We start from the raw sequence: 26,074 nt of genomic DNA on the forward strand, positions 1-26,074 counted from the left end.
GTCAGCATCATCGGCAGCTTGGCGCGTCGCAAAACAATCTCCCCCGTTTGTCCGGCACGTTGTCGGCCGGGCATGGGAAAGAGATTCCAGGGCGGGCGTTGCACCTCCAGTGCCCGAACCGGTGCCGAGCGGTTGCGACCGTCCAGGCCCCGGGGCGAACGACTCGCCACGGGTAATCGACCACGAGAACGCCGGGTTTACCGAACCCGCGTACCCTTCACGCGTGGGGCTGCGGTTCGAGACACGCCGATCCGACTCGCCATGGGTCGACGCCGTGTGGACGTGCGCGAGCGAGCAGGTCACCGCGATGACGTCGGTCGCGGGAGTGCGCTGGGGCCTGGTGTTCTGGGAGCGGGAGGGCCGGGCGTACGCGAGTGTCACCGGCCCGGAGACCCGGACCCGGACGGCACCGGTGCCTGAGGGCGCCACCTTCACCGGCATCGACTTCGCGGTGGGCACCTCGCTGCGCACCATGTCCACGCCGGCGCTGGTCGACGCTGGTGTCGAGCTGCCCGACACCACACGCCGCACGTTCCGGCTGGACGGCGTGCGCTGGGAGACGCCGGGCCCCGACGACGTCGAGGCGCTGGTCGGCGCTCTGATCCGGGCCGGGACCGTGGTTCGTGATCCGCTCGTCGCCGAGGTGCTGCGAGGTGATCTCCCGGCCGTCTCGGGGCGTACCGTCGAACGCCGGTTCCGCGCCGCGACCGGCCTGACGCGGGGCGCGGTCCGGCAGATCGAGCGGGCCCGGACGGCGGCGGAACTGCTGGCCGGGGGCGACGCGGCCGCCGACGTCGTGGCCAAGCTCGACTACTTCGACGAGCCGCACCTGGCGCGGGCGCTGCGCTCCTACGTCGGCCGCACCGCCCGGCAGTTGCGTGACGGCACGGGCGGCGCGATCGGCCTGGACCTGGGTCAGCGCCGGACGTCGTAGACGAGTTTCAGGATGCCGTTGGAGTAGGTCTGCGACTCGCTCAGCGTCAGCATGTGCTTGTCGCGGTCGGCCCGGCCGAACAGGCTCTTGCCGGCGCCGAGCAGGACGGGGAAGACGAGCAGGTGGTACCGGTCGATCAGGCCCGCGTCGGACAGCCGCCGGGCCAGTTCGGCGCTGCCGTGGATGAAGATGGCGCCGCCGTCACCGTTCTTGAGCGCGGCGACGTCGTCGGTGGAGCGCAGGATCGTCGTGGGCCCCCACCCGTCGACGAGGGCGTCCTCGGAGAGCGTGGCCGACACCACGTACTTGGGGAGGTCCTTGTAGGGGGCGTGGTCCTCCGACCCGGGCCAGATCGGCGCGAACGCCTCGTAGCTGCGGCGGCCGAACATCAGCGCGGTCGTGTCGGCGAGTTCCTCGCCCTTGAGCGACCACGCCTCGGGGACGAACTCGAGGTCCTTGACCACCCAGCCGCCGCTGCGGTGTCCCTCCTCCGGCCCGCCGGGCGAGTCCACGACGCCGTCGAGCGACATGAAACCGGTGTAGACCAGATCGCGCATGATGCTGTCTCCTCCTGCTGGGGCGGGCTGCCGGGTCCACGCTAGAACGTGGCCCGGACGGCCGTCTTGGACGGAAACGACAGCGAAGTCGGCGTCACCCGAGCGGGCGAACCTGCCGCACGGTGTCGCCGGGCGCGATCGTCCCGCCGGTGATCACCCGGGCGTTGAGGCCACGCAGCCGCAGGCTCTTGGCCTCGTCGGTCCAGACGAACTTGTGGGCGTCGCGCCCGAACCGGGCGGCGAACTTGGCGCAGCCGGTGTGCGGCTGGTCGGTCACCTCGATGACGGCCTGGTCGCCGATCGCGAGGCGGGAACCCGCGGGCAGGGCCTCGAAACTCAGGTCGAGATCGACGTAGAGCTGGTCGCCGGCGAGTGCCCAGGCGTCGCGATCGGGGCCGGCGATCAGCTCCACGAACCGGGCGTTGATGACGTTGAGCTGCATGTCGGGATGCGGCGTGCGGTCGGGCGTGCGGGAGCTCGGCCGCCGGCTCCAGTTGTCGCCGACCAACCCGGTCTCCCGGTGCAGCTCCGCGTGGGCCAGCACTTCGCGGGCGCCGGTGGTGGGCCGGCGCACGGCCAGCTCCAGGGTCCCCGCGCCCCGCGGGGACTGCCGCACCAGGTGCAGGCCTTCCAGGATCTCGTCCAGCGAGCGATGCCGTACCGCGATGGTGTCGTCCACGACTGCACTCTGCCGCACGCCCGCAAGGGTGCTCCACGCCGTTTCCCAGAACCTGGCACAGTGTCCGTTTTTGCACACATCGACAAATTACTATCGAGTAACCGGGATCCGGCCGATCAGGCATTCAACTTAGTCATCGTTTGGGAAACACGCCGGCAACAATCGGCGGTTCCCCGGCGGTGCCATCCCCAACACCCGCCCACCACCGGGGCGGGCATCTCATGAGGAGCCGGATGCACCCGTCAGTCCCGATCCCCCGCCCCCTCCGTACCGTCCTCGCCGCCCTGGTCGCCGTCCTGGCCGTCCTGGGCGCGCCGAGCCCCGCGCAGGCCGCCCCCGCCGACAAGCCGGCCGTTCTCGCCTCCTTCACCCAGACCAGCGTGAGCAGCTACAACTCCTGGAACGCCGCGCGGCAGAACCAGGGCGCCTGGTCCGCCTACGCGTTCATCTGGAGCACCGACTACTGCTCGTCCAGTCCGGACAACCCGCTCGGGTTCGACTTCAAGCTGTCCTGCTGGCGCCACGACTTCGGCTACCGCAACTACAAGGACATCGGCGCGTTCAGCGCCAACAAGAGCCGGCTCGACTCGATGTTCTACGAGGACCTGAAGCGCAAGTGCGCCACCTATGCGGCCGCCGTCCGACCGGCCTGTTACAGCCTGGCCTGGACCTATTACGAAGCAGTGTCCATCGCCGGATCGCTCGCCGCCGTCAGCGCCGCCGACCTGGAAGCCGCCGCCGAGTTGAAGGCCGCGGGCGAGGCCGCCGCCCGCTGACCGATTCAGCCCAGAGCCCGGCGGCGGTCCCGGCCGCCGGGCTCCGGGCCCCTCCCGGTCACGGTCACGACGTTCTCAGCCGACGGTGCACCGGTTGTCGTTGATCCGGAACTCGGCCGGCCGCGGGCCCTTGACGTCGCCCGCGGCATGGAATCCCACCGACACCGACTTCCCCGATAGCACGTCACTGTTGTAGGCGAGGCTCTTCGCGGTCACCTCCTGCCCGTCGACGGTGAAGGTCGCCTCCCATCCACTGCGGAGGGTCTGCCCGGCCGGCAGCGCGAACCTCAGCGTCCAGCCGTACAGGGTGAGCCCACCGGTGTTGGTGATGGTGATCTGCCCGTTGAACGACCACGAGTCGCCGTTGGTCACATAGCCGACATGACACACCGCGGGCTCCGCGGCGACCGCCGGCGCGGACGGCGTGAGCAGGGCCGCGGCCAGGCCGGCGACAACCGCCATTGATCGATGCATGACGATGCAGCTCCCGTGCTTGTGGGATCGGTTCAGGTCCACCTAAGGTTCCTTGAGCAGGGTGGAGCACCCGACTGGATCCTGACTGGACGATGGCTGGACGACACCGCTCCACCACCCTTTGCCGGGGGTGAGAGCGTGCGGATTCAAGTGCTGGGCCCGGTCCGCGCATGGCTTGGCGACGACCCGGTGGCACTCACCTCGGCGGGCCGGCGCGCCGTGCTGGGCCTGCTCGCGGTGGCCGGCGGACAGCCGCTGGGCCAGGCCGAGCTGATCGACGCGCTGTGGGGCGACCGGCCCCCGCCGAGCGCGGCCAACATCATCCAGACACACGTCAAGCACCTGCGCCGGCTTCTGGAACCCGGGCGGGCCTTCCGTTCGCACAGCGCCCGCCTCCCCCGCGTCGGCGACGGCTACGCCCTGCGGGTGTCCGAGGAGAGCCTGGACCTCCTGCGCTTCCGGCGACTGCTCGCCGACGCGACCGCCGCGCGGCAGAACGGCGACCAGCGGACCGCCGCCGACCTGTCCGCCGAGGCGCTCGCGCAGTGGCAGGGCACACCGCTGATGGACGTGCCGATGCTGGCCGGCCATCCCAAGGTCCTGGCCCTCATCGAGGAGCGGCGGGCCGCCCTGGGCCGCTACGGCGAACTCATGATCATGCTGGGCGCGGTGTCCGAGGCGCTGCCGGCCCTGGAGGAGGCCGCGGCGGCCCAGCCGCTCGACGAGGCCGGGCAGGCCCGGCTGATCCGCGCCTATGCGGCGGCCGGGCGCCGGGCCAAGGCGTTCGCGACCTTTCATGACACGCGCCGGCTGCTCGCCGACGAGCTGGGCGTCGATCCCGGCCCGGAGCTGTCCGCCGCGCACGCGTCCCTGCTGCGCGATCCCGGCGAGGCCGTCGCCGTTCCGGCGCCGCGGACCAACACCACAAACCCGCATCCGGTACGACCGGCGCCCGCCCAGCTACCGGCGGACGTACCGGGGTTCACCGGCCGCGACGGCGAACTCGCCGCACTGGACCGGCTGGTCACGGCCGGCGAGCAGACGGTCGTGACGGTGTCCGGCATGGCCGGCGTGGGCAAGACGGCGCTGGCGGTGCGATGGGCGCACCGGGCCCGCTCCCGGTTCCCGGACGGCCAGCTGCACGTGAACCTGCGCGGCTACGACTCGGAACAGCCGATGACGCCGGAGGACGCGCTCGCCGGGTTCCTCCGGGCCCTGGGCATGGCCGGCACCGACATCCCGGCCGGGCGGGACGAGCGCGCCGCCGCCTACCGGAGCCTGCTCGACGGCCGCCGCGTGCTCGTCGTGCTGGACAACGCCGTGTCGGTCGATCAGGTGTGGCCGCTGCTGCCCGGCACGGCGTCCTGCACGGTGGTGGTGACCAGCCGGGACATGCTGCCGGGCCTGGTCGCCCGGCACGGCGCGGGCCGGCTCGTCGTGCCGCTGCTGCCCGCCGGGGAGGCGCTGGTCCTGATCACCCGGCTGATCGGCGACCGGGTGCGCGACGAGCCCGCGGCCGCGGCCGACCTGATCGGGCGGTGTGCGCACCTGCCGCTGGCGTTGCGGGTCGCCGCCGAACTGGCGATCGGGCGGCCGGAGACGCCGTTGCGGGACCTGGTGGCCGAACTCGCCGACGAGAGCCGCCGCCTGGAGTTGCTGAACGCCGGCGGCGACCCGCAGACCGGGGTCCGCGCCGTCTTCTCCTGGTCCTACCGGCAGCTCTCCCCGGCCGCGGCGCGGGCCTTCCGGTTGCTCGGCCTGGTTCCCGGCCCGGACGTGGCGGGCTACGCGGTCGCCGCGTTGCTGGACACCGGCGTCGCCGAGGCCGGTGAGCTGCTGGAGGTGCTGGCCCGGGCCCATCTGGTCCAGCACGTGACGGCCGACCGCTACAGCCAGCACGACCTGCTCCGGGCGTACGCCATCGATCTTGGTTGGTCAGGGGTGGAGAGTGACCGGGCACGGGAGCGACTCGCCGACGCCACCCTGTTCACCGCGACCGCCGCGATGGACACGCTCTATCCGGCCGAGCGGCACCGGCGGGTCCGCGCCGTCCGGCCGCGGTCGCCGATCCCGCCGGTCGGCGACGGCGCGGGCGCCCAGGCCTGGCTGGACCGGGAACGCGACAACCTGGTGGCGCTGGTGGCGCACGCGGCCGTCCACGATCGGCCCGCGCACGCCGTCGGTCTCACCCTCACGCTGCTGCGTTACCTGGAGAGCGGCGGCCACTACCCGGAGGCCGTCGTCATGCACGAGCACGCGGTGCGGGCCGCCCGGCTGACCGGGGACGCCGCCGCGGAGGCGCAACTGCTGACCAACCTCGCGGTCATGGACGTGCAGCAGGGCCACTACGAACGGGCGGAAACCGTGCTACGGCGCGCGGTCGAGCTGGCCCGGGCGTGCGGCGACCACGCCGTCCAGGCGCGGGCGCTGGGCAATCTCGGTCACGTCGACCAGTGGCAGGGCCGCTACGACGACGCGGCCGACGCCCTGCGCAAGGCACTGGAACTGTGCCGGCAGACCGGTGACCGGGCGGCCGAGGCGCGGGCGCTGGGCAACCTGGGCCAGGTGCTGCGGCGGCAGGGCCTCGACGAGCAGGCGGCGGCGTACCTGAGCGAATCGGTCCGGATCTGCCGCGACATCGACGATCCGGTCGGCGAGGGGTACGCCCTGGTCAGCCTCGGCGACATCGCCGCACGGCAGCGGGACAGCCGGCGCGCGGTCCGCGCACACCGCGAGGCCCTGGACGTCTTCCGCCGGACCAACGAACGCGCCGGCACCGCGCTGGCGCTCGACGGGCTCGGCGCGGCCACCCACGACGTCGTCTTCCTGCGCGAGGCGCTGGAGATCTTCCAGCAGCTCGGCGAACGGGCCGGCGAGGCCCGGGTCACCAACAGCCTGGGCGAGGCCCTCACCACCACCGGCCGGCCGGCGGACGGCCGGGAACGGCATCTGGCGGCGCTCACCCTGGCGACCGGCACCGGCGACCGGTACGAGTCGGCGCGGGCGCACGCCGGCCTGGCCCGCGCGGCCGAGATGCTCGGCGACCCGGACACCGCCGAGCAGCACCGCAACCAGGCGTGGACCGGTTACACCGAGATCGGCGCCCCGGAGGCCGAGGACATCCGCCGCCTCATCGACCGCTGACTGTCCGGAGGTCCATTCCGCGTCCAGTCCCGGTCCATTCCGCATTCCTAACTTTCGATGCGCAAGCCGCTCGAGGGAATCGGAGAGGAACACTCATGAGGGCACGGATGAAGAAGTGGGCCGCGTCGGCGGCGGTTCTGGTGATCGCGACCGCCACCCTGGTGGCCGCGCAGCCGGGCAGCGGTTCGGCCGCGGCCACCCCCGGCCTGCAGGCCTACGGCATCTCCCAGAACGGCACCCGGATGCTGGCCTTCAAGACCAACACCCCGGAACAGCAGGACTGGGTACGCCGTATCACCGGCCTGGTCGGCGACACGTCCGTGATCGGGATCGACATCCGGGTCCAGGACAACACCCTGTACGCCGTCGGCAACCAGGGCGGCATCTACACCATCGGGATCCCGAGCACGATCGCGACGAAGGTGTCCCAGCTGACCGAGACCCTGTACGGCACCCGGTTCGGCGTCGACTTCAACCCGGCCGCCGACCGGCTGCGCGTGATCAGCGACAACGGCCAGAACCTGCGCCACAACCTCGGCGACCACACCACCACCGCGGACACCACGCTGACCACCCCGCCGACGACCGGCCCGGCCAAGGGGGTCACCGCGGCGGCGTACACGAACAACGACCTGAACGCCACCACCAACACCACGCTGTTCGCCATCAACACCACGTCCGACCAGGTGGTCATCCAGTCCCCGGCGAACCAGGGCTTCCTGGTCGCCACCGGCAACCTGGGCGTCGACGCCGCGCCGGACACCGGCTTCGACATCTACAGCGACCTGAGCAACGGCAAGACCGTGTCGTCGACGGCGTTCGCGGTGCTCACTCCGGCGAGCGGCTACCAGACGCTGTACACGGTGGACCTGCTCACCGGGGCGGCGTCGATCGTCGGCGAGTTCGCACTGGACGTGTCGGACATCGCGGTGGCACTCGACACCACCTACTGATCATCCGATCCGTCGCGCCGGTGGGGGGCCGTGTGCCCACCACCGGCGCTGAGCCCGGTGACGAAGAGGCGGGCCAGCTCGGTCAGCATCCGGCGCGGCTCGATGCCCTGCTCCTCGGCGAGGCGGTCGCCCAGCCCGTAGACCCGTTGGGCGAGTCCCAGGTAGGCGTTGGTCAGCGTGGACGCGGTCAGCTCCGGTGACGAGGTCAGGATCAGGGTGCCGTCCCGGCTGCCGTCGCGGAGGATCGCCACGATCGGCGCGAGCAGATGGTGGACGGCGGCCCGGAACTGTCCACCGAGATCGCTGTCGTCGTCGCCCGCCGGCTCGGCGTCGAACACCCGGGTGAACCGGACCTCGTCGGCGGCGTCGTCGACGAGCTGCTCGACGTCGGCGAGCGCGGCCCGCAGACGGTCGGCGCCGGTGCCCTGCCAGCCGGTGCCGAGGTCGTGCAGCAGGCGTCCCCACCGTTGGAGGATCCGCACCTCGACGGCGAGGGCGACCTGCTCCCGGGTGGCGAAATACCGGTAGACGGTACGGCGGGTGACGTCGCACCGGTCGGCGATGTCGTCGATCGTGACCCGGTCGACGCCCCGGTCCAGGAAGAGCTCGTAAGCGGCGGCGATCAGCGCCTCGCGCCTTCTTTCCCGTACGCCCACGGCTCAGGCCCCCGCGGACCGCACGTCGAGTTCACGCACCAGTTCGGCGTGCCGGCGTTCGTCCAGCCGGTACCAGATCAGGGGGACCGCGGCGAGGGCTCCGATGACGCCGGGGACGATCGTCATCGTGGCGTGCAGGCCGTCGAGCGCGGCACTGCTCTGTCGCGCTCCGGCCACGTACCCGAAGGCGGCCAGCAGCGCGAGCCCCAGCGAGGCGCCCAGCGCCGAGGCGACCTTGGTCTTGAAGATGTTGCTGGAGAAGACCAGCCCCTCGGTGCGGCGGCCGGTCCGCCAGTGGCCGTACTCCACGGTGTCGGCGAGCATCGACAGCAGCGTGATGTTCGTGACGCCGTAGCCGATCCCGGTCACCGCGATCCAGCCCAGGATCGGCGCGAGCGACTGGTAGCCGGTGAGCCACGATCCCACCGAGGTGACCGTCGTGACCGCGAGCCCGGCCAGGGCCGCCCCGCGTTTGCCCCTGAGCCGTGCGGCGAGCGGGCTGAGCAGCGAACCGGTGATCGTGGTGACGGCGAAGACACCGACGAACAGCGGCACCAGGGCCTCGGCGTCGAAGTTGTACCGCAGGTAGTAGGCCGGGATGATGCTGCGGACGGTGAAGGCGATCTCGGTCATCAGCATGGCGGCCAGCAGCAGTTGCAGCGGCCGGTTACGCACGAACAGGCGCAGCATCTCCCCCACCTGGTACCGCGGCGACGGCACGTGGTCGGCGCGCTCACGCACCCGGGCGAAGGTGATCCAGGTCAGCGCGACGGCGATCAGCGCGTAGAGGATCGCGACGTCGCGCCAGCCCTGGACCGCCACGAGCGGCAGCGTGACGATGTTGACGCCGATGAAGCCGACGCTGGCCAGGGTGCGGGGAACCATCACCAGCGACGTGCGCTCCCGGGCGTCCAGGGTCAGCGCGGCCGACATCGACCAGTACGGCACGTCCATCGCCGAGAACGCGATCCCCCAGAGCAGGTACGTCACGTACGCCAGCGCGAGCGTCGTGGACGGGTCCAGCCGCGGCACCGAGAACGCGACCACCGTGAGCAGCGCCAGCACGGGCGGCGCGAACAGCAGGTACGGCCGGAACCGGCCCCACCGCGACGACGTGCGGTCCACGAGCATCCCCATGACCGGGTCGAACAGCGCGTCGACCACCCGTACCACGAGGAACAGCAGCGACGCGGAGGCGGCGGCGATGCCGAGCACGTCGGTGTAGAACAGCGCGAGATAGGTCGCGACGAAGCCGTAGAGGATGTTGTTGCCCAGGCTTCCCCAGCCGTAGGCCAGCTTGCTCTGCCAGCTCATCGTCACGGGCAGGAAAATAACACACGTGTGACATTTTCTGGATGCGACCTAGGATCGGTCCATGGAGTCCGCCGCCGAACTGTTCGCCTCCGCACGGGTGGCACGGCTCGCCACCGTCAACGCCGACGGTGTCCCCCGCCTGGTTCCGATCGTCTTCGCGGTCACCGGCGACCTCATCCACACCGCGGTCGACGCCAAACCCAAACGCACCCGCCACCTGCGCCGGCTCGCCGACATCGCGGCGAACCCACGCGTGTGCGTGCTCGCCGACCACTACGACGACGACTGGTCGGCCCTGTGGTGGGCGCGCGCCGACGGCACCGCCCGCGTCCTCGACTCCTCCCCCGCCGGCCTGGCCGCGCTGACCGCCCGCTACCCGCAGTACCGCGACACCCCACCGCCCGGCCCGTTCCTGGAGATCACCGTGGACCGCTGGTCCGCCTGGCGCCCCTGACCGGCGGCGAAACCCCCACGTCAAAGTTGATTTGCGGGTACGGGTAGAGCCGTTCTGCCGGGAGAAGCGCCGTCGCCGTGTCGACGTCACGGGCGTCGAGGTGGCCCCGGATGCGGCGCACCAGTGGGGTCACGTCGGTGATCTCTGTGATCCACTCGTCGACGTAGAGCGGCACCGCCGCACCGCCGAGGCCGAGTTGCAGGGAACGGTAGGGCAGCTCACGCAGGTGCAGATCACGTTCCGGGTCCCACTGCACCCGGGTCGGGGCGCGTTTGAGCGCACGCTGCCAGGTGGCCCGGTCAGGGTGGATGCCGCGCTTGTAACCGCTGAGGACCGCGTTGGCGAGCGCCCATTCGAAGCCGGTCCGAGTGATCGAGATGGCAAGGACGTGTTCCTGGCCGGGTTTGGTGGCCCAGCCACAGCGATACATCATCCACAGGAACGACGGTTTGATCCAGGTCATCCGATCCCGCTTGAACGGCGGCACGAACCGTCCCGCGCTGACGGCCGGCACGGCGATCCTCGCTGAGTAGGCCTGATAGACGGTGATCGTGCTGTCGTCGTACATCGCTCGGATCTCGTGTTTCACGCCGCCCATGGTCGAGGTTCGGCGCCGCCGGCCGCGACCGGATTTCCGGCCGGCACGGCTGGCAGCACGCCGGTCAGGGTGCGGGTCCGCCCAGGTTCCTGCCGTAGCCCGGGCGGAGGATCGCGTCGGTGAACGTGTCGAGCAGTCGCCCCGTCGAAGGCACCGAAGCTGACAGGTTGGGTGGGCCACCGACGGGCGTCGCTAACGGGGTCGTAACCTCCGTTGACGAGGATCTCGACGCTGATCATCCCCGCATGCGCGGGGATCAGCCCTGGTCAGCGACCGCGGCAAGTAGGGCCTGCGGATCATCCCCGCGTGCGCAGGGAGCAGGTAGCCCACGTGTCATCGTAGCCCTTACCGTACGGATCATCCCCGCGTATGCAGGGAGCAGATCCAGCCGAGCTCTTCCGTCTTTGCTGTGCCCGGCTCATCCCGCGTGCACGGGAAGCAGGTGATGTCGAGTTCATCGGCGGCGGACACGTCGGGATCATCCCCGCGTGCGCGGGGAGCAGTTGTCGCCGCGGTACGTGCGCTGCGTCCACTCGGGATCATCCCCGCGTGCGCGGGGAGCAGACGAGGTGCGTTGCTGAAATGTGCGCATGTGGAGGATCATCTCCGCGTGCGCGGGGAGCAGTTGGCCACCTCGGTCGCCGCCCGCGCTCACGCCGGATCATCCCCGCGTGCGCGGGGAGCAGGAGCTAGGCGCCTACTGCCTGTTCCGGTACGTCGGATCATCCCCGCGTGCGCGGGGAGCAGAGCCACTTGAGCCACCGCAGGATGTCCAGCACCGGATCATCCCCGCGTGCGCGGGGAGCAGCGTGGTCGTCTCCGGTCCCGTCACGGATGTCGCGGATCATCCCCGCGTGCGCGGGGAGCAGGAGACCAAGGCCGGCGCGATGCACGCGGCGCAGGGATCATCCCCGCGTGCGCGGGGAGCAGACCTGCTGATAGCCGCCCTGAATGGTGTACGGCGGATCATCCCCGCGTGCGCGGGGAGCAGACGCCCGTAAGATCGGCGCGGCTTCGGAACTTCGGATTATCCCCGCGTGCGCGGGGGTGATCCTTCCCTTCGGTAGGCCCTCAGCGCTGGCTTGGTCTGCTCCCCGCGCACGCGGGGGTGATCCGAAGTGGCTCACCGCCAAGATCGACGCGCGTGCCTGCTCCCCGCGCACGCGGGGGTGATCTCGCTGCCAATACCGCTTCACCGTCTTAGGGTCGCTGCTCCCCGCGCACGCGGGGGTGACCCCGCCTCGATGCGTGGGCCCCATTCGCCTTCGGCCTGCTCCCCGCGCACGCGGGGGTGATCCGTACTCCTGCAAACGCCGGGAGGCGCAGGAAGCCCTGCTCCCCGCGCACGCGGGGGTGATCCGGTCGTCTTCCAGCTCGCGCACGCTCCGGCCTGCTGCTCCCCGCGCACGCGGGGGTGATCCCACGGCGACGTCGGACTCGTCGGCGACGTCCGGCTGCTCCCCGCGCACGCGGGGGTGATCCCACGATGGCCGTGGTCCGCGCCCGCGATGCTGCCTGCTCCCCGCGTGCGCGGGGAGCAGGAGATACGCCCATGAGTGAGGCAATGCAGCGCCGGATCACCCCCGCGTGCGCGGGGAGCAGTTCGTCGAGAGCGAGCTGCTCATCGGCACCCGGGGATCACCCCCGCGTACGCGGGGAGCAGATCGACCCGCGGGCGGCGTAGAGGTCGTTGTACGGATCACCCCCGCGTACGCGGGGAGCAGGGGTAGACGCCGCCGACGGGAATGTTCGTGGCGGGATCACCCCCGCGTACGCGGGGAGCAGGTCCAACCCCACGAGCGCGAGGCGATGCGACGGGGATCACCCCCGCGTACGCGGGGAGCAGCACCACGGTAACTCTCGCCCCTGGTGCGACCTAGGATCACCCCCGCGTACGCGGGGAGCAGCAGGTCCCGTCATGGTCAGTCCCCCTCCAGCCCGGATCACCCCCGCGTACGCGGGGAGCAGGGACCGCGTTTGGTGACGACCGGGATTGAACAGGGATCACCCCCGCGTACGCGGGGAGCAGGCCGGCCTCGCCGACTCGACGGTCACGCTGGAGGGATCACCCCCGCGTACGCGGGGAGCAGCTGAACACCACCGACCGCGCGGCCGGCTTCACCGGATCACCCCCGCGTACGCGGGGAGCAGAAGTCGGAACTCGGAAACGCTTCCGACTTTTCAGGATCACCCCCGCGTACGCGGGGAGCAGGATCGCCTCGCGGGTCTGGGCCACGCTGGCGACGGATCACCCCCGCGTACGCGGGGAGCAGGATCTGGCACCAGGTCGGCGAGACGACATTCAGGGATCACCCCCGCGTACGCGGGGAGCAGGGATGCGTGATCGAGCGCGAAGACCAGTACCGAGGATCACCCCCGCGTACGCGGGGAGCAGCGTGGGATAGCCGCCGCTGCCGTGGTTGCAGCGGGATCACCCCCGCGTACGCGGGGAGCAGGCTAATCTACCTGCGTTGCTATAGATCAACATCGCCGATTTCATTCACTCGGTTCTCCTGCACGATCTCAGGTGAGGCTGGGTCTGAGCGCCGATGAAAAGTTCGATGCCGGCTACTGAGGGCGATGCCTGATCACGGCTGGCCATGCCCCTCGCCGGATACGAATTTCCACTTCGGCTTGAGTTCGAACACTACCCGGAACTTTCAGGGAGACGGCCGAAGTGCCTCCGATTTCGGAGACGAGCAGCACCCCGATGGCAGGCCGGCGTGGTCGAGCAGAGGACCGAGCCCTAAGACAGGATCGTGGTGCTTGGCGGCCCAGGGCGGGCGCCTCGCCGCCGCTATGCCCGATGTGCGGGTTCCGAGTCCCATAGCGGACGCCGGGGCTGGGCCGGCTTCACCCCGTACCGATGGGTCGGGGTTTGATCTGGAATAGGGTTTGGGCATGGAAACTGATCCGTCTGAGTCCGAAGCGGGTTTCGCCGGACTGGGGTTGCGGGCGGAACTGCTCCGTGCGTTGACCAATCTGGGCTATGAGGAACCGACACCGATCCAGCAGGGGGCGATCCCGCCGCTGATCGAGGGGCACGACCTGGTCGGTCAGGCCGCCACCGGCACGGGTAAGACCGCCGCCTTCGCGCTGCCCCTGTTGCAGGGGCTCAAGCCCGCCGGGCGGGACGCCGGGCCGTCGGCGCTGGTGCTGGTGCCGACCCGGGAGCTGGCCGAGCAGGTGTCGCAGGCGGTCCACCGGTACGGCCGTGACCTGGGGGTGCGGGTGCTGCCGGTGTACGGCGGACAGCCGATCGGCCGCCAGTTGCAGGTGCTGAACCGTGGGGTGGACGTGGTCGTCGGCACGCCGGGTCGGGTGCTGGACCACATCGAGCGGGAGACGCTGCGGCTCGGCGACATCCGTACCGTGGTGCTGGACGAGGCCGACGAGATGCTCGACATGGGGTTCGCCGAGGACATCGAGGCGATCCTGGCCGAGACGCCGGAATCCCGCCAGACGGTGTTGTTCTCCGCGACGATGCCGCCCCGCATCGACGGCATCGCCCGCCGTCATCTGCGGAACCCGACGCGGATCACGATGGGCCGCAAGGCGGTCGAACCGGGTGAGCTGCCGCTGGTCCGGCAGAGCGCCTACGTCGTGGCGCGGGCGCACCGGGCGGCCGCGCTGGGCCGGATCCTGGATGTGGAGACGCCGACGGCGGCGATCGTCTTCTGCCGGACCCGGGAGGAGGTCGACCAGGTCACCGAGACGCTGAACGGGCGCGGCTACCGGGCGGAGGCGCTGCACGGCGGCATGAGCCAGGACCAGCGCGACCGGGTGATGGGCCGGCTGCGGGGCGGCAGCACCGAGTTGCTGGTGGCCACCGACGTGGCGGCGCGCGGGCTGGACGTCGAGCAGCTGACCCACGTGATCAACTTCAACGTGCCGGTGGCGCCGGAGGCCTATGTGCACCGGATCGGCCGGGTCGGGCGGGCCGGGCGGGAGGGTTCCGCGATCACCCTGGCGGAGCCGCGTGAGCAGCGGATGCTCAAGGCGATCGAGCGGCTCACCGGGCAGCGGATCACCCTGGAGAAGCTGCCGACGGTGACCGATCTGCGGGCCCGGCGGCTGGAGGTGACGCGTACCGCGTTGCAGGCCAGCCTGGAGACCGACGATCTGGAGCGGTTCCGGGTGGTGCTGGATTCGCTGACCGACGAGTTCGACGTCGAGGACGTGGCGCTGGCCGCGGTGAAGCTGCTGCACGAGGCGGCCGGTGGTGACCGTGACGAGGACGAGATCCCGACGCCGTCGCTGCCGCCGGAGGGCCGCCGGGCGGCGGCCCGCGACAACCGGGCGCCCGGCGGAAAGGTGGCCCGGCTGTTCTTCGGGATCGGCCGCCGGGCCGGGGTCCGCCCGCAGGATCTGGTCGGGGCGATCGCCGGTGAGGCCGGGCTGCACTCGCGGGACATCGGCGCGATTCAGATCACCGACCGGTTCTCGCTGGTGGAGGTGCCGGAGCCGGCCGCGGACCGGGTGATCGCGGCGATGCAGCGGGCCACCATCCGGGGCCGGCGCCCGACGGTCCGCCGGGAGCGGTTCGCCCGCTGACGCGGGTGGCCGGCGCCTGCCATGGTGGCGGGGTGGCCAACGAGCACGAGATCGAACGCTGGAACGGCGACACGGCCCGGCGGTGGCTGGCCGAGCGGGCCCGGCACGCCGCCGTCCGGGACCGGCTGATCCCGCACCTGCTGGACGCGGCGGCCGTCGCCCCCGGCGACCGGGTCCTGGACGTGGGGTGCGGCTGCGGCGACACGGCGCGGGCGCTGGCCCGGTCGGCCGGCACGGTGGTCGGCCTGGACGTGTCCGAACCGCTGCTGACGGTGGCGCGCCGCGAGGTGCCCGGGGTTCGCTTCGTGCGCGGCGACGCGCAGGTCCATCCGCTGCCGCCGGCCGGTTTCGACGTCGTGGTCAGCAGTTTCGGCGTGCTGTTCTTCGACGACCCGGTGGCGGCCTTCGGCAACCTCCGGGCCGCTGTCCGGCCGGGCGGCCGCCTGGCCTTCCTCAGCTGGCAGGATCCCCTGGCGAACGAGGTCTTCGCGATTCCGTTGCGGGTCTTTCAGGGGTACGGGTACGAGCTCCCCGGCGGGGACGGCGACCCGTTGGCCGACCCGGAGCGGATCACCGCGATCCTTACCGGCGCCGGCTTCGGCGCGGTGCGGGTGCGGCCGGTCGCCGAGCCGGCCCGGCTGGGTACGGACGTGGCCGACGTGCTGGCGTACGTCACCGGCACCACCCGGGTCGGTGAGCTGTTCGCCGCCGCCGGTGACGGCCGGGCCGGCCCGATCCGCGCCGCGATCCAGCGGGAGCTCGCCGCCCGGCAGCGTGCCGGCGGGGTGTGGGTGCGGGCCGCCGCGTACCTGGTCACGGCCACGGCGGCCGGCTGAGGGTCAGTCGAGGGTGCGGTCGTGGTTCAGGGACGAGCGGGCGGTCTCCCGGGCGGCCAGCACCGCCACGATGGTGAGCACCGACGCGACCGTCATGTAGACGGCCACGGCCGTGGTGTTCGGCTGGCCGACGTCGCCGAGCAGTTTGAGCGCGATGATCGGGGCGAGGGCGCCGGCCAGGATCGAGGCGAGCTGGTAGCCGACGGAGGCGCCGGTGTAGCGGACTGAGGTGCCGAACAGTTCGGAGAAGAAGGCGGCCTGCGGGGCGTACATGAGGGTGTGCAGCAGGAGGCCGACGACGACGGCGATCGCGATCTTCCCGGAGTCGCGGCTGCCGATCAGGTCGAAGAAGACGTACATCCAGACGGCGAGGCCGGCGGCGCCGATCAGGTAGAGCGGGCGGCGGCCGACCCGGTCGGAGAGGGCGCCGACCAGGGGGATGACGAAGAACTGCACACCGGAGCCGATGAGCAGGGCGGAAAGGATCATGCTCTTGTCGGCGGCGCTTCCGGCGTACGTCGTCAGATAGGTGATGGAGATGACGGTGACCAGGTAGTAGCCGATGTTCTCGGCCAGCCGCATGCCCATCGCGATGAGCACCTCGCGCGGGTAGCGGCGGATCACCTCGAGCAGCGGCTGGTGGGTCCGGTCGCCGAGCTTCGCCCGCGCCTGCTGGAAGACCGGGGACTCCTCGATGCTGAGCCGCACCCACAGGCCGACCAGCACGAGGACCGCGCTGAGCAGGAACGGGACGCGCCAGCCCCACGCCTTGAACGCCTCGTCCGACTGGACCAGGGCGAGCAGCCACAGGATGCCGGTGGCGAGCAGGTTGCCGAGGGCGACGCCGGCCTGCGGCCAGGAGGACCAGAATCCGCGGCGGGCGTCGTCGCCGTGTTCGGCGGCCATCAGCACGGCGCCACCCCATTCGCCGCCCACGGCGAAACCCTGCGCGAGACGGCAGGCGAGCAGCAGGATCGGGGCGGCGACACCGATCGAGGCGTACGTCGGCAGCAGGCCGATCGCCACGGTCGCCAGTCCCATCACGAACAGTGAGACGACGAGCATCTTCTTGCGGCCGACCCGGTCGCCGAAGTGGCCGAAGACGATGCCGCCCAGCGGCCGGGCGACGAAGCCGAGGGCGTAGGTGCCGAAGGACAGCAGGGTGCCGGTGACCGGGTCGGACGACGGGAAGAACAGGGCGCCGAAGACGAGGGCGGCCGCCGAGCCGTAGAGGAAGAAGTCGTACCACTCCACGGCGGTGCCGACCAGGGATGCGAAGACGACCTTGACGATGGGGGCACGGTCGGTTCCGGCCCGCGCCGCTGCGGTGGTGGGCATGGGGTGGTCCTTTCTCCAGCGGGGTATCGCCGACCGTAGGTCTTCCGGCACCGGCAGCCCATGGATCGGATCCACACATTGAGGGGTGTGACGGTGTGGTCAGTCCACGTGCCCGAGCGGGCCGCGCAGCCGGTGCAGCCGCAGCGCCAGTTGCAGGTCGAGGACGCGGCGGGGTTCGGCCCAGTCGTCGCCGAGCAGCTGGGCGACCCGTTCCAGGCGCTGGGTGACCGTGTTGACGTGCACGTGCAGGGTCTCGGCGGCCCGGCCGAGGGCGCCGCCGGCGTCGAACCAGGCCTCCAGGGTGCGGATCAGGGCGGTGCCCCGGCGGGCGTCGTAGTCGATCACCGGTCCGGCCAGGGCGTCGACGAAGCCGGTGACGTCGCGACGGTCGCCGAGCAGCAGGCCGACGTAGCCGAGTTCGGCGGTGCCGGCTCCGGCGCCGGCGCGGCCGAGGGTGACCAGGGCGCTCAGGCACCGGCCGGCCTCCCGGTAGGCGGGGGCGACGGCGGCGGCGCCGCGGGACGGGCCGGCGCCGCCGGCGGTGACCGCGCGGCCGAGGGCGCGGCCGAGTTCGCGGGCGACCTGCCGGGCGGTGCCGGCCGGGTCGTCGCCGGGTAGCAGCAGCGCCACCCGGTCGTCACGGGTCAGGGCGAGCCCGTGCCGGCCGGCGGCGAAGGTCCGGGCCCAGGAGGTGGCGCGCTGGCCGAGGCCGTCGCCGGTGTCGTCGCCGGCGGCCACCACGACGAACGGGGCGTCCAGGTCGAGGCCGAGCCGGGCGGCCCGGGAGCGGGCGGCGGCCGGGTCGCGGACCGGGCGGCTGATCAGGTCGTCGAGCAGGTCGCCGCGGACCTGCGCCTCGGCGTCGGCGACGGTGCGCCGGAAGAGCAGCAGCAGGGCGGTCACCTGGGCGGCGCGTTCCAGGATGCGCTGGTCCATCTCGGACAGCGGCCGGTCGGGCCGGAAGACGAGCGCGCCCAGGTTGTCGGCGCCGGCGACCACCGCCGCGATGATCAGCTCGCCGCGGCGCACGCTGCGGCCCTCGCCGCGGGAGGCGGCCACCGCCTCGCCGACCGTGGCGTCGCCGGGCCCGTCCAGGGTGGCGCAGCCGGGGCTGGCGGCGGTGGCCAGCGGCCGGCCCTCGGCGTCGATCACGAGCAGCGCCCCGTGCAGGACGTCGACCAGGTCGGCGGCGACGTCGCCGACCCCGCCGCCGCGCAGCACGACCGAGGTCATCCGCTCGTGGGCGGCGGCGGCCCGTTCGACCGACTCGCTGTGCGCCTGGATGACGGCGTTGGCGGCGGACAGTTCGGCCAGGGCGGACTGTGTCTCGCTGAGCAGCCGGGCGGTGTCGAGCGCGACCGCGGCGTGCGCGGCCAGGGAGAGCAGCAGCGCGACCTCCTCGCGGGCGAACGGCCGTTCGGTGCGGTTGGCGGCCAGCAGCACGCCGATCACGGTGGACCCGAGCCGCATGGGTACGCCGAGGATCGCGACCAGCCCCTCCTCGCCGACTCCCTGATCGATCTCGGCCGTGTGCTGGAAGCGTTCGTCGGTGGCGTAGTTGGCGGTGGCGTACGGGGTTCCGGTCGATGCCACGAGCCCACCGAGCCCGTAGCCGTGCGGCAGCCGCAGTCGCTGGAAGCTGGCCGCCACCGAGCCGTCGGTGACCCGCATGTAGGTGTCCCCGCGCTCCGGGTCGTTGAGGGTCATGTAGGACACGTCGACGTTGAGCAGTGTCCGGGCCCGGTGCACGATGGCCCGCAGCACGGCGTCGACGTCGCGCAGCCCGGCCAGGTCGCCGGCCGTCTCGTAGAGGGCGGACAGTTCCTCCTCGCGCCGCCGGCGGCGTTCCAGCAGTGCCCGCACCCGCAGCGCCATGGCCTTGGCCTGTTCGAGGTCGGCGAGTTCGGCCCCGGACAGGCCGGCGGTACGCGCGGCGACCAGCGGCCGTTCGAACTCGACGACCGCGGCCTCGCGCGCCAGCAGATCGAGGTATTCCCACCCGTGCGGCATGGGCGACACCTTAGAGGCGGTCGGCCGTTTTCGATATGTGCCGCGGTGACATGTGGTTCCGGGGCCTGGTGGCCGGAGCCTACATAGCCGGTAACCGTCTCGTATTAAGCCTTTCTTATTTGGATCTCTACGAGTAGAACGGGTGCCACGGTTTCGGCACACCAAGTGCAAATTGTTGATCTTGACGCGCCACACGACGCCAGGAGACATATCGATGCCCGCACCCGCCCGCTCCCGCCGTTGGCAGTGGCTTCTGGTCGTTCCGGCGGCCGCGCCACTGCTCACCCCGTACGCGAACCGCATCGAGCCCCGCGTGGCCGGTGTGCCGTTCTTCTTCTGGTACCAGATCGCCTGCGCCCTGCTCGCCATGGTGGTCATCACCTTCGTCCACCTGGTCAGCCGCGAGGACGACCATGAGTGAGCGCACCATCGAGGTCGGTGTCTTCGTCGCCCTGATGGCCGTCGTCGTGCTGGCCGGGTTCGGCGCGGCCCGCTGGCGCGCCCCGGACAACCCGCACACGCTCGAGGAGTGGGGCGTCGGTGGCCGCGCGTTCGGCAACTGGACCATCTGGTTCCTGCTCGGCGGCAGCATGTACAGCGCGTACACCTTCATCGCGGTGCCGGCGCTCACCTACGGCGTCGGCGCGATCGGCTACTTCGCCGTCCCGTTCGCCGTCATCACCACCCCGATCACCTTCGCCTTCACGACGAAGGCCTGGTCGGTGGCCCGGCGGCACGGCTTCCTCACCCACAGCGAGTTCGCCACCGCCCGGTTCGGCTCACCCGGCCTCGGCGCGCTGGTCGCGGTCACCGGCATTCTCGCCACCATTCCGTACGTCGCCGTACAGCTGGTGTCGTTGCAGGCGGTGCTGCGCACGGTCGGGTTCGGCGGGGAGTGGCCGCTGCTGGCCGCCGTGACCGTGGTGTCGATCTGCACGTTCCGGTCCGGGCTGCGCGCCCCGGCGCTGCTGTCCATCGTCAAGGACGTGCTGCTCGCCTGGATGCTGCTGACCGCCGTGCTGATGGTCGCCATGTACGGCGGCTGGGACAGCGCCTTCGACGGCGCCGCCACCCGGTTCGCAGCCACCCCGAACCCGGCCGACGGGCTGCTGCTGCCGGACACCGGCCACCTCGGGTTCCTCACCCTGGTCATCGGCTCGGTACTGGCGATCTTCGCGTACCCGCACGCGCTGCTCGGCATGCTGGCGGCCAAGGACCGGGCGACGATCCGCCGCAACGCCGCGGCCCTGCCGGTCTACTGCATAGCGCTGGCGATCATGGCGATGCTCGGGTTCTTCGCCCTGGCCCGCGGCGTCCGGCCGGCCGACGGCGACCTGAACACCGTGGTGCCGCAGATGATCCACGAGTTCTTCCCGCCCTGGTCGGCGGGGATCGCGTACGCCGCCCTCAGCGTCGCGGCCCTGATCCCGGCGTCCGTCATGTCGATCGCCGCGGCGACCACCTTCACCCGCAGCCTCTACCGCCCGTACCTGCGCCCGCACGCCACCCAGGCGACCGAGGCGAAGGTCAGCCGGTGGGTGTCGCTGATCGTCAAGTTCGGCGCGGCCGCCCTGATCCTCGCCGTCGACCCGGCCTTCTCGGTGGACCTGCAACTGATCGGCGGCGTCGTCATCCTGCAGACCATCCCGACCGTGTTCCTCGGGCTGATGACCCGCTGGTTCCACCGCGCCGCCCTGATCAGCGGCCTGATCACCGGGCTGGCCGTCGGCGTCGTGATGCTCTACCTGACGCCGAGGCTCGACGGCGCCGGCCGGACCGTGGCCGAACACTTCGGCGGCTCCAGCTGGTCACTGGGCGACGGCCGCAGCATCTACGTCGGCATCGTCGCGCTCGCGGTGAACCTGGCGGTCACCGTCGTGGTCACGCTGGTCCTGCGGGCCGCCAAGGTGCCGTCCGGCGCCGACGCGACCCGGCCGGACGACTACCTGGCCGACGCCGGCGACCCGTACCTGCAACGCCTCGACCAGCTGATCGACGGCCTGCCCCGGGCCGACGAGCACCCGGGACGGCAGCGGGAGGGCGTCAGGTAGGCCCCGGGGTGGTGATCGGCCAGACCTTCCACCACCCCGGCGGCCCGAATTCCTCCACCGTCCACGTCCGACCGCCGGTCAGGGCTTGAGGACCACCTTGATGCAGCCGTCCTGCTTCTTCTTGAAGATCTCGTACGCGTGCGGCGCCTCCTCCAACGGCATCCGGTGGGTGACCAGATCGTCCACACCCAACGGATCCTCGTCACCGGTGAGCAGCGGCATCAGGTCGTCGACCCAGCGCTTCACGTGCGCCTGTCCCATCCGCAGCGTCACGCCCTTGTCGAACAGGTCCAGCATCGGGATCGGGTCGGCGTTGCCCCCGTAGACGCCGATGATCGAGACGGTGCCGGCCCGGCGTACCGCCTCGAAGGCCGTGGTCAGAGCCGCCATCCGGTCGATGCCGGCCTTCTCGACCGCCTTGCGGGCCAGCGGATCGGGCAGCATCCCGGCCGCTTTCACGGCGGCCGCCTGAATCGGGGAGCCGTGCGCCTCCATGCCGACCGCCTCGATCACGCAGTCCGCGCCGCGGCCGTGCGTCAGCTCGCGCACCGCCTCGGCCACGTCGGTGTCGCCGGTGTCGAGGGCCTCGATGCCGTGGCGGCGGGCCATGGCGAGCCGCTCCGGCACGTTGTCGGAGGCGATCACCCGCTCGGCGCCGAGGTGCCGGGCGATGCGGGCGCTCATCTGGCCGATCGGGCCGAGGCCGGTGACCAGAACCGTGTCGCCCGGGCGGACGTCGGCGTACTTGGCGGCCTGCCACGAGGTGGTCAGCACGTCGGAGAGGAAGAGGAAACGCTCGTCCGGGTGGCCGTCCGGGACCTTGATCGGGCCGAACTGGGCCTGCGGGACACGCAGGTACTCGGCCTGCCCACCGGGCACCTGGCCGTACAGGCGGGTGTAGCCGAACAGGGCGGCGCCCTTGCCCTCGGCGGTGACCTGGGTGGTCTCGCACTGGGCGTACCAGCCGCGGGTGCACATCCAGCAGTGCCCGCAGGAGATGTTGAACGGGATGACCACGCGGTCACCCGGTTTGATGTGGGTGACGTCGGCGCCGACCGCCTCGACGACGCCCATCGGCTCGTGCCCGAGGATGTCGCCCTTGTCGATGAACATCCCGAGCACGTCGTAGAGGTGCAGGTCGGAGCCGCAGACGGCGGTCGAGGTGATGCGCACGACGGCGTCGGTGGATTCCTGGATCCGGGGATCGGGCACCGTCTCCACCGAGACCTTGCCGGTGCCCTGCCATGTCAAAGCTCGCATGGTCGATGCATGCCCGCTCACATCCCGGTCAACCACGTCCCGCCCGGCGATCACACCGGTGCCGCGCCGGCCGGGTTCGCCGTCCGCCGTCCGGCCATCGCATCGGTGCCGCGCTGGTCAGGTTTCGCCGTCCGCCGTCCGGCCATCGCATCGATGCCGCGCCGGTCAGGTTTCGGCGCCCGCCGTCCCCTCCAGCGCTGTGAAGGCCGGAGTCACGATGCCGCCGCGGCCGGGGGTGACGGCGGTCAGCGCCGCGAGAGCGGTACGCCGGGACGGACAGAAGCCGGCGAAGGCGGTGAAGCCCGGAGTCGCGCCGGAATGCCAGCGCAGCTCGCCGTCGCGTTCCCAGCCGAGCCGGGCGGTGGTGGCCAGGCGCATGGCGGCCGCCAGCGGCGTGCCGTCCGGATCCGCCCAGGCCGCCAGGTAGCGGCCCAGGTCGGTGACCGTGCTGCGCAGGGCGCCGGCCGGTGCCAGGCCGGGAATGCGCAACGGCGGCCGGACCTTCCCGCGCACGCTGTGCCCGACGGCGTCGCGCTCCGGGCATTGCTCGCAGCCGGTGTCGGCGAGCCCCAGCGGACCGGTGACGCGGGCCGCGATCAGATCCGCCCAGCCGGTGCCGGCCGCCCGGGACAGCGCCACGCCGAGCAGCCCGATACCGAACGTCGAGTAACCGGTCCGGCTGCCCGGCGCGTGGCGGATCCGGCACCGGCCCGCCGCCCTCAGCACCAGCCTGCCGGGGTAGCGGGCGTACGGGGCGGTCCGCAGCGTGGGCAGCGCACGCAGGAGGAAGTCGCGGGGCAGGCGAGGCAGGCCGGAGGTGTGCGCGGCCAGATGGCGCAGGGTCACCTCGGGACCGTGCGGCCCGGGCAGACGGGCCGGCGGCGGCAGGTGGCGGTTCACCGGGTCGTCGAGGCTCACCAGGCCGGCGGCGGCCAGGTCGCAGAGCAGCAGCACGGTCAGGGTCTTGGTGATCGATCCGATCTCGTACCGGGTGCGCGCGTGTCCCGTACCCCGATGGGTGAAGGAAGCCTGACCGTCGCGGACGGTGACCGTGCTGACCGCGGTGGCCCCGGCCGGTAGGGCGATCACGAGACGGTCGCCGGCGCGTGCAGGCGCCGGGACAGGCCGAGGGTGCCGGCGATCGCGGCGACCACCGTCGGGTGGTGGTCGTGCCGGAAGGCCTCGCCGGGCTCGTCCGGGCCGGGTTCGGCGTCGCGTGGCAGACGGCCGTCGGGGCGCTGCACTTCGGCCAGCCCGGTCCAGGCCTCCGGCGGGCACACCGGCGCCGGCAGGCAGGCGTCGACGATCAGCAGTTCGCCGACCAGGTCCCACTCGGCGACCTCGGTCCACACGTCGAGCCACACCGGCAGCCAGAGTTCCAGGTAGCCGACCATCTGCGGGGTGAGGCCGCCGGGGTCGGCGCCCCAGTCGGTGAGATGGAAGACCGTGTGGGTCATGGCGTAGGCGGTTGCCCGGTCGATGAGCCATGGCGCGGTGGCCGTGCCCAGCCAGGTTCCCGCCGCGAGTGCCGTCATGTCGGCGGACGGCTCCAGGCCGGTGACCCGGGCGGCGTTCGCCACCGCGAGGCGCCGGTTCGGCAGCAGTTCCCTCGTCTGCTCCGGTCGTGTCCGCCGAAGATGCCGCAGCAGCTCCTCGAGGGCCGGATGCCGTAGACCGGCCCGGGCGAAATGAGCGTAGATCTCCAGCGGGTCGGTCGATGCCGGATTCTCCGCCTGGCAGAGGTAGAGCGCGTCGCCGCGGCCCAGCTCCCGCCAGGCGTGCTCGAGCAGATCGCGGGCGGCCAGCCGCTGGCCCGATCCGGCCACCCCTTCACGCAAGATGATCGCCGCGGCCAGCGCCGTCTCGCCGAGCGCCTTGTACGTTCCGTCATCGTCCGGATCCAGGCGCAGGTGGTGGATGCCGCCACTCAGCCAGCCGGTGGCCGACTCCGCCAGCCGGTGGGCGGCCGCGGTGGCGGTCATCGCCGCATCCGATCAGATACGGCCACGTCGAGGGCGGTTCGGGCGTCGGCGCCGCCCAGCACCCGGAGGTGGTCGAGCAGGACGCCGGTGTCGAGCGGCACACGCACGCCGTACCGCTGAAGGAGGATCAACCAGCGGGTGAGCGCCGCCGCCGTCGGATGATCGCGCCGCATCGTCGCTCGCGCCGCTCCTCGGGCGATGTCCGCGGGCCGATCCCGGACCGCGTCGTGCAGCGGACCGTCGAGTTTCGGCGTGGCCAGGGCGGAAAGCGCCACGAGCGCACCGGCGAAAACCTTCCAGGAGTCACCCGCGTGAAAGGGCAGGCCGGCCGGAATCCGGTGGGCGACGCCCGCGGCGCGGTGCATCGCCCACTCCTGCCAGTCGGCCACCGGATCCGGGTCCGGCCGGGCGAACGTGCTGACGGCCTCGGTGAGAATCGCGCGGTCGTCCGGGCCCGGCGAGGCGACGCCGGCCATGGTGTCCGCGCCGAGGATGCGGATCGCGGCGAGCGCGCGGGAACGGGACGGGCACACGGCCACGAACTGTGCGGTCGAACCCGTGTCGTGGCCGGATTCGAGTCCGTCCACGACACGGGTCGCCAACTCGTTGACCGCCTGCTCGTAGCCGGCGGTCAGCGGGCCGCCTTCGGTGGCGCCGACAGCAGAGCGAGCAGCACGTCACCTCCGGCCATCGTCGGGCCGGTTGGGATGCCGCTCACCGGGGCTTCGGGCCGCCGCGACAACTCGGTCACCGCCGCCCGGTCGACGGTCTCGTCCACCCTGATCAGGGTGTGGGTGCTCATCGTGCACTCCTTTCGTGGAGGTTGGACTCCGCGAATCACCCTAATGAATCAAATACGGCAAGAAGCTGTAAATCTATTCATCTCGCGCTCCGGCCCCGACGGGTCCGCGCGCATCATCACCGGTGGCGATCAGGTAGAGGGCCGCCATGTAGGTCGCCATCACCAGCACGCCGCGGCCCGGCCGTTCGAACCCGGCCGCGCCGAGGCCGATCAGCGCGTCCGAGACCAGGAAACACGCGCCACCTGCGGCGACCCGCCGGGAGACCCCCGCCGCTGCCGCCGCCATCGCGGTCAGCGCCAGGCTGTAGATCATCACCGGTACGCGCAGAGCGCCCAGCCGGCTCCACAGCAGAACGTTCGCGCCCGCCCAGACCACCCCGTACCCGATCATCGCCGCGACCGGCGGCCGCGACCGGCGCAGGAACGCCACGGTCAGGGTGATCTGCGTGCCGAGGAAGAACAGCATCCCGACCAGGAACGCGGTCTGCCCCGGGATCAGCAGCGCGATGTCCCCGGCGGTGGCGAGGACCAGCGCCAGCGTGACCGGGCCCGGCCGGCGCAGATGGGCGATGAGAAGCGGCGCCAGCAGCGGTTTCGCCAACCATTGCAGGGCGGTGACGTCCGCCGCGACCGCGACGAGTTCGACCGCCGCCGCGACGGCGAACAGGGTGAGCGGCAGGTCCAGGCGCCGCGCCGTCATCG

The 26,074-nt window shown here is 71.8% G+C and carries 23 protein-coding genes and 2 CRISPR repeat arrays; of the genes, 9 read left to right on the forward strand and 14 right to left on the reverse strand.

Going from position 1 to position 26,074, the window contains the following annotated elements:
• The first annotated feature begins 223 nt into the window (after window positions 1-223).
• Window positions 224-934 (forward strand): helix-turn-helix domain-containing protein, encoded by a 711-nt coding sequence (locus J5X75_RS38785; protein ID WP_208472710.1) that lies wholly within the window; start codon window positions 224-226, stop codon window positions 932-934.
• On the opposite strand, the gene J5X75_RS38790 is transcribed toward J5X75_RS38785, so the two are convergent.
• Window positions 916-1,491 carry a dihydrofolate reductase family protein gene (locus J5X75_RS38790; RefSeq protein WP_208472711.1) on the reverse strand — a complete coding sequence of 192 codons (576 nt, stop codon included), beginning with the start codon at window positions 1,489-1,491 and terminating at the stop codon, window positions 916-918. The two genes, J5X75_RS38785 and J5X75_RS38790, sit on opposite strands and share 19 nt — an antisense overlap.
• Before the next feature lie 94 nt (window positions 1,492-1,585).
• Window positions 1,586-2,188 (reverse strand): MOSC domain-containing protein, encoded by a 603-nt coding sequence (locus tag J5X75_RS38795; RefSeq protein ID WP_307798552.1) that lies wholly within the window; start codon window positions 2,186-2,188, stop codon window positions 1,586-1,588.
• Window positions 2,189-2,403: 215 nt separating this feature from the next.
• Here J5X75_RS38795 and J5X75_RS38800 point away from each other — a divergent pair, with 215 nt between their 5' ends.
• Window positions 2,404-2,946: a phospholipase gene (locus J5X75_RS38800; RefSeq protein ID WP_238490739.1), complete on the forward strand. Its 543-nt coding sequence runs from the start codon at window positions 2,404-2,406 to the stop codon at window positions 2,944-2,946.
• A 75-nt stretch (window positions 2,947-3,021) separates the two neighbouring features.
• Here the strand turns inward: J5X75_RS38800 and J5X75_RS38805 are convergent, their stop codons facing one another.
• A complete protein-coding gene (locus tag J5X75_RS38805) occupies window positions 3,022-3,408 on the reverse strand; it encodes a cellulose binding domain-containing protein (RefSeq protein WP_208472712.1) in 387 nt (128 codons plus the stop codon).
• Between the two features lie 150 nt (window positions 3,409-3,558).
• On the opposite strand from J5X75_RS38805, the gene J5X75_RS38810 reads away from it, so the two are divergent.
• Window positions 3,559-6,564, forward strand: a complete 3,006-nt coding sequence (locus tag J5X75_RS38810; protein WP_307798553.1) for an AfsR/SARP family transcriptional regulator — start codon at window positions 3,559-3,561, stop codon at window positions 6,562-6,564.
• Between the two features lie 95 nt (window positions 6,565-6,659).
• Window positions 6,660-7,517, forward strand: a complete 858-nt coding sequence (locus J5X75_RS38815; RefSeq protein WP_208472714.1) for a DUF4394 domain-containing protein — start codon at window positions 6,660-6,662, stop codon at window positions 7,515-7,517.
• Here the strand turns inward: J5X75_RS38815 and J5X75_RS38820 are convergent.
• Window positions 7,511-8,173, reverse strand: coding sequence for a TetR/AcrR family transcriptional regulator (locus J5X75_RS38820; protein ID WP_208472715.1), 663 nt, complete (start codon window positions 8,171-8,173; stop codon window positions 7,511-7,513). The genes J5X75_RS38815 and J5X75_RS38820 overlap by 7 nt on opposite strands.
• A gap of 3 nt (window positions 8,174-8,176) precedes the next feature.
• Window positions 8,177-9,487, reverse strand: a complete 1,311-nt coding sequence (locus tag J5X75_RS38825; protein ID WP_238490746.1) for a glycoside-pentoside-hexuronide (GPH):cation symporter — start codon at window positions 9,485-9,487, stop codon at window positions 8,177-8,179.
• A gap of 61 nt (window positions 9,488-9,548) precedes the next feature.
• Between J5X75_RS38825 and J5X75_RS38830 the strand changes: the two genes are divergently transcribed.
• Entirely contained in the window at window positions 9,549-9,941 is a 393-nt protein-coding gene (locus J5X75_RS38830; RefSeq protein WP_208472717.1) for a TIGR03668 family PPOX class F420-dependent oxidoreductase, read from the forward strand.
• On the opposite strand, the gene J5X75_RS38835 is transcribed toward J5X75_RS38830, so the two are convergent.
• Window positions 9,907-10,539 carry a DUF4291 domain-containing protein gene (locus J5X75_RS38835; protein ID WP_208472718.1) on the reverse strand — a complete coding sequence of 211 codons (633 nt, stop codon included), beginning with the start codon at window positions 10,537-10,539 and terminating at the stop codon, window positions 9,907-9,909. The genes J5X75_RS38830 and J5X75_RS38835 overlap by 35 nt on opposite strands.
• A gap of 475 nt (window positions 10,540-11,014) precedes the next feature.
• A CRISPR array of direct repeats spans window positions 11,015-11,531; the repeat unit is 28 nt.
• Between the two features lie 582 nt (window positions 11,532-12,113).
• Window positions 12,114-12,995: direct repeats of the CRISPR family, unit length 28 nt; unit sequence GGATCACCCCCGCGTACGCGGGGAGCAG.
• Between the two features lie 445 nt (window positions 12,996-13,440).
• Between J5X75_RS38835 and J5X75_RS38840 the strand changes: the two genes are divergently transcribed.
• Both J5X75_RS38840 and J5X75_RS38845 read left to right on the forward strand, forming a co-directional pair.
• Entirely contained in the window at window positions 13,441-15,093 is a 1,653-nt protein-coding gene (locus tag J5X75_RS38840; protein ID WP_208472719.1) for a DEAD/DEAH box helicase, read from the forward strand.
• Between the two features lie 32 nt (window positions 15,094-15,125).
• The gene (locus tag J5X75_RS38845) at window positions 15,126-15,929 is read left to right on the forward strand and encodes a class I SAM-dependent methyltransferase (RefSeq protein WP_208472720.1); all 804 of its coding nucleotides are present in this window, start codon (window positions 15,126-15,128) and stop codon (window positions 15,927-15,929) included.
• A 3-nt stretch (window positions 15,930-15,932) separates the two neighbouring features.
• Here J5X75_RS38845 and J5X75_RS38850 read toward each other — a convergent pair whose 3' ends face one another.
• Window positions 15,933-17,267, reverse strand: a complete 1,335-nt coding sequence (locus J5X75_RS38850; RefSeq protein WP_208472721.1) for an MFS transporter — start codon at window positions 17,265-17,267, stop codon at window positions 15,933-15,935.
• 99 nt (window positions 17,268-17,366) lie between these two features.
• Window positions 17,367-19,277, reverse strand: a complete 1,911-nt coding sequence (locus J5X75_RS38855; RefSeq protein ID WP_208472722.1) for a helix-turn-helix domain-containing protein — start codon at window positions 19,275-19,277, stop codon at window positions 17,367-17,369.
• Window positions 19,278-19,491: 214 nt separating this feature from the next.
• Here J5X75_RS38855 and J5X75_RS38860 point away from each other — a divergent pair, with 214 nt between their 5' ends.
• Window positions 19,492-19,698 carry a DUF3311 domain-containing protein gene (locus J5X75_RS38860; RefSeq protein ID WP_208472723.1) on the forward strand — a complete coding sequence of 69 codons (207 nt, stop codon included), beginning with the start codon at window positions 19,492-19,494 and terminating at the stop codon, window positions 19,696-19,698.
• The gene (locus J5X75_RS38865) at window positions 19,691-21,328 is read left to right on the forward strand and encodes a sodium:solute symporter family protein (RefSeq protein WP_208472724.1); all 1,638 of its coding nucleotides are present in this window, start codon (window positions 19,691-19,693) and stop codon (window positions 21,326-21,328) included. The genes J5X75_RS38860 and J5X75_RS38865 overlap by 8 nt, the downstream gene beginning before the upstream one ends.
• A gap of 78 nt (window positions 21,329-21,406) precedes the next feature.
• Here J5X75_RS38865 and J5X75_RS38870 read toward each other — a convergent pair whose 3' ends face one another.
• The 6 genes from J5X75_RS38870 to J5X75_RS38895 form a co-directional block, all read right to left on the reverse strand.
• Window positions 21,407-22,588 (reverse strand): zinc-dependent alcohol dehydrogenase, encoded by a 1,182-nt coding sequence (locus tag J5X75_RS38870; RefSeq protein ID WP_208472725.1) that lies wholly within the window; start codon window positions 22,586-22,588, stop codon window positions 21,407-21,409.
• Window positions 22,589-22,753: 165 nt separating this feature from the next.
• Window positions 22,754-23,677 carry a serine hydrolase domain-containing protein gene (locus J5X75_RS38875; RefSeq protein ID WP_208472726.1) on the reverse strand — a complete coding sequence of 308 codons (924 nt, stop codon included), beginning with the start codon at window positions 23,675-23,677 and terminating at the stop codon, window positions 22,754-22,756.
• Window positions 23,674-24,570 (reverse strand): DUF6895 family protein, encoded by an 897-nt coding sequence (locus J5X75_RS38880; protein ID WP_208472727.1) that lies wholly within the window; start codon window positions 24,568-24,570, stop codon window positions 23,674-23,676. The genes J5X75_RS38875 and J5X75_RS38880 overlap by 4 nt, the downstream gene beginning before the upstream one ends.
• A complete protein-coding gene (locus J5X75_RS38885) occupies window positions 24,567-25,157 on the reverse strand; it encodes a hypothetical protein (RefSeq protein WP_208472728.1) in 591 nt (196 codons plus the stop codon). Before J5X75_RS38885 ends, J5X75_RS38880 begins: the two co-directional genes overlap by 4 nt.
• Window positions 25,158-25,201: 44 nt before the next feature.
• Entirely contained in the window at window positions 25,202-25,372 is a 171-nt protein-coding gene (locus tag J5X75_RS38890) for a hypothetical protein (protein WP_208472729.1), read from the reverse strand.
• Window positions 25,373-25,445: 73 nt separating this feature from the next.
• Window positions 25,446-26,072 (reverse strand): lysoplasmalogenase family protein, encoded by a 627-nt coding sequence (locus J5X75_RS38895; RefSeq protein WP_208472730.1) that lies wholly within the window; start codon window positions 26,070-26,072, stop codon window positions 25,446-25,448.
• Between the last annotated feature and the right edge of the window lie 2 nt (window positions 26,073-26,074).

This window comes from Actinoplanes flavus, assembly GCF_017592555.1.
GTDB lineage: Bacteria > Actinomycetota > Actinomycetes > Mycobacteriales > Micromonosporaceae > Actinoplanes > Actinoplanes flavus.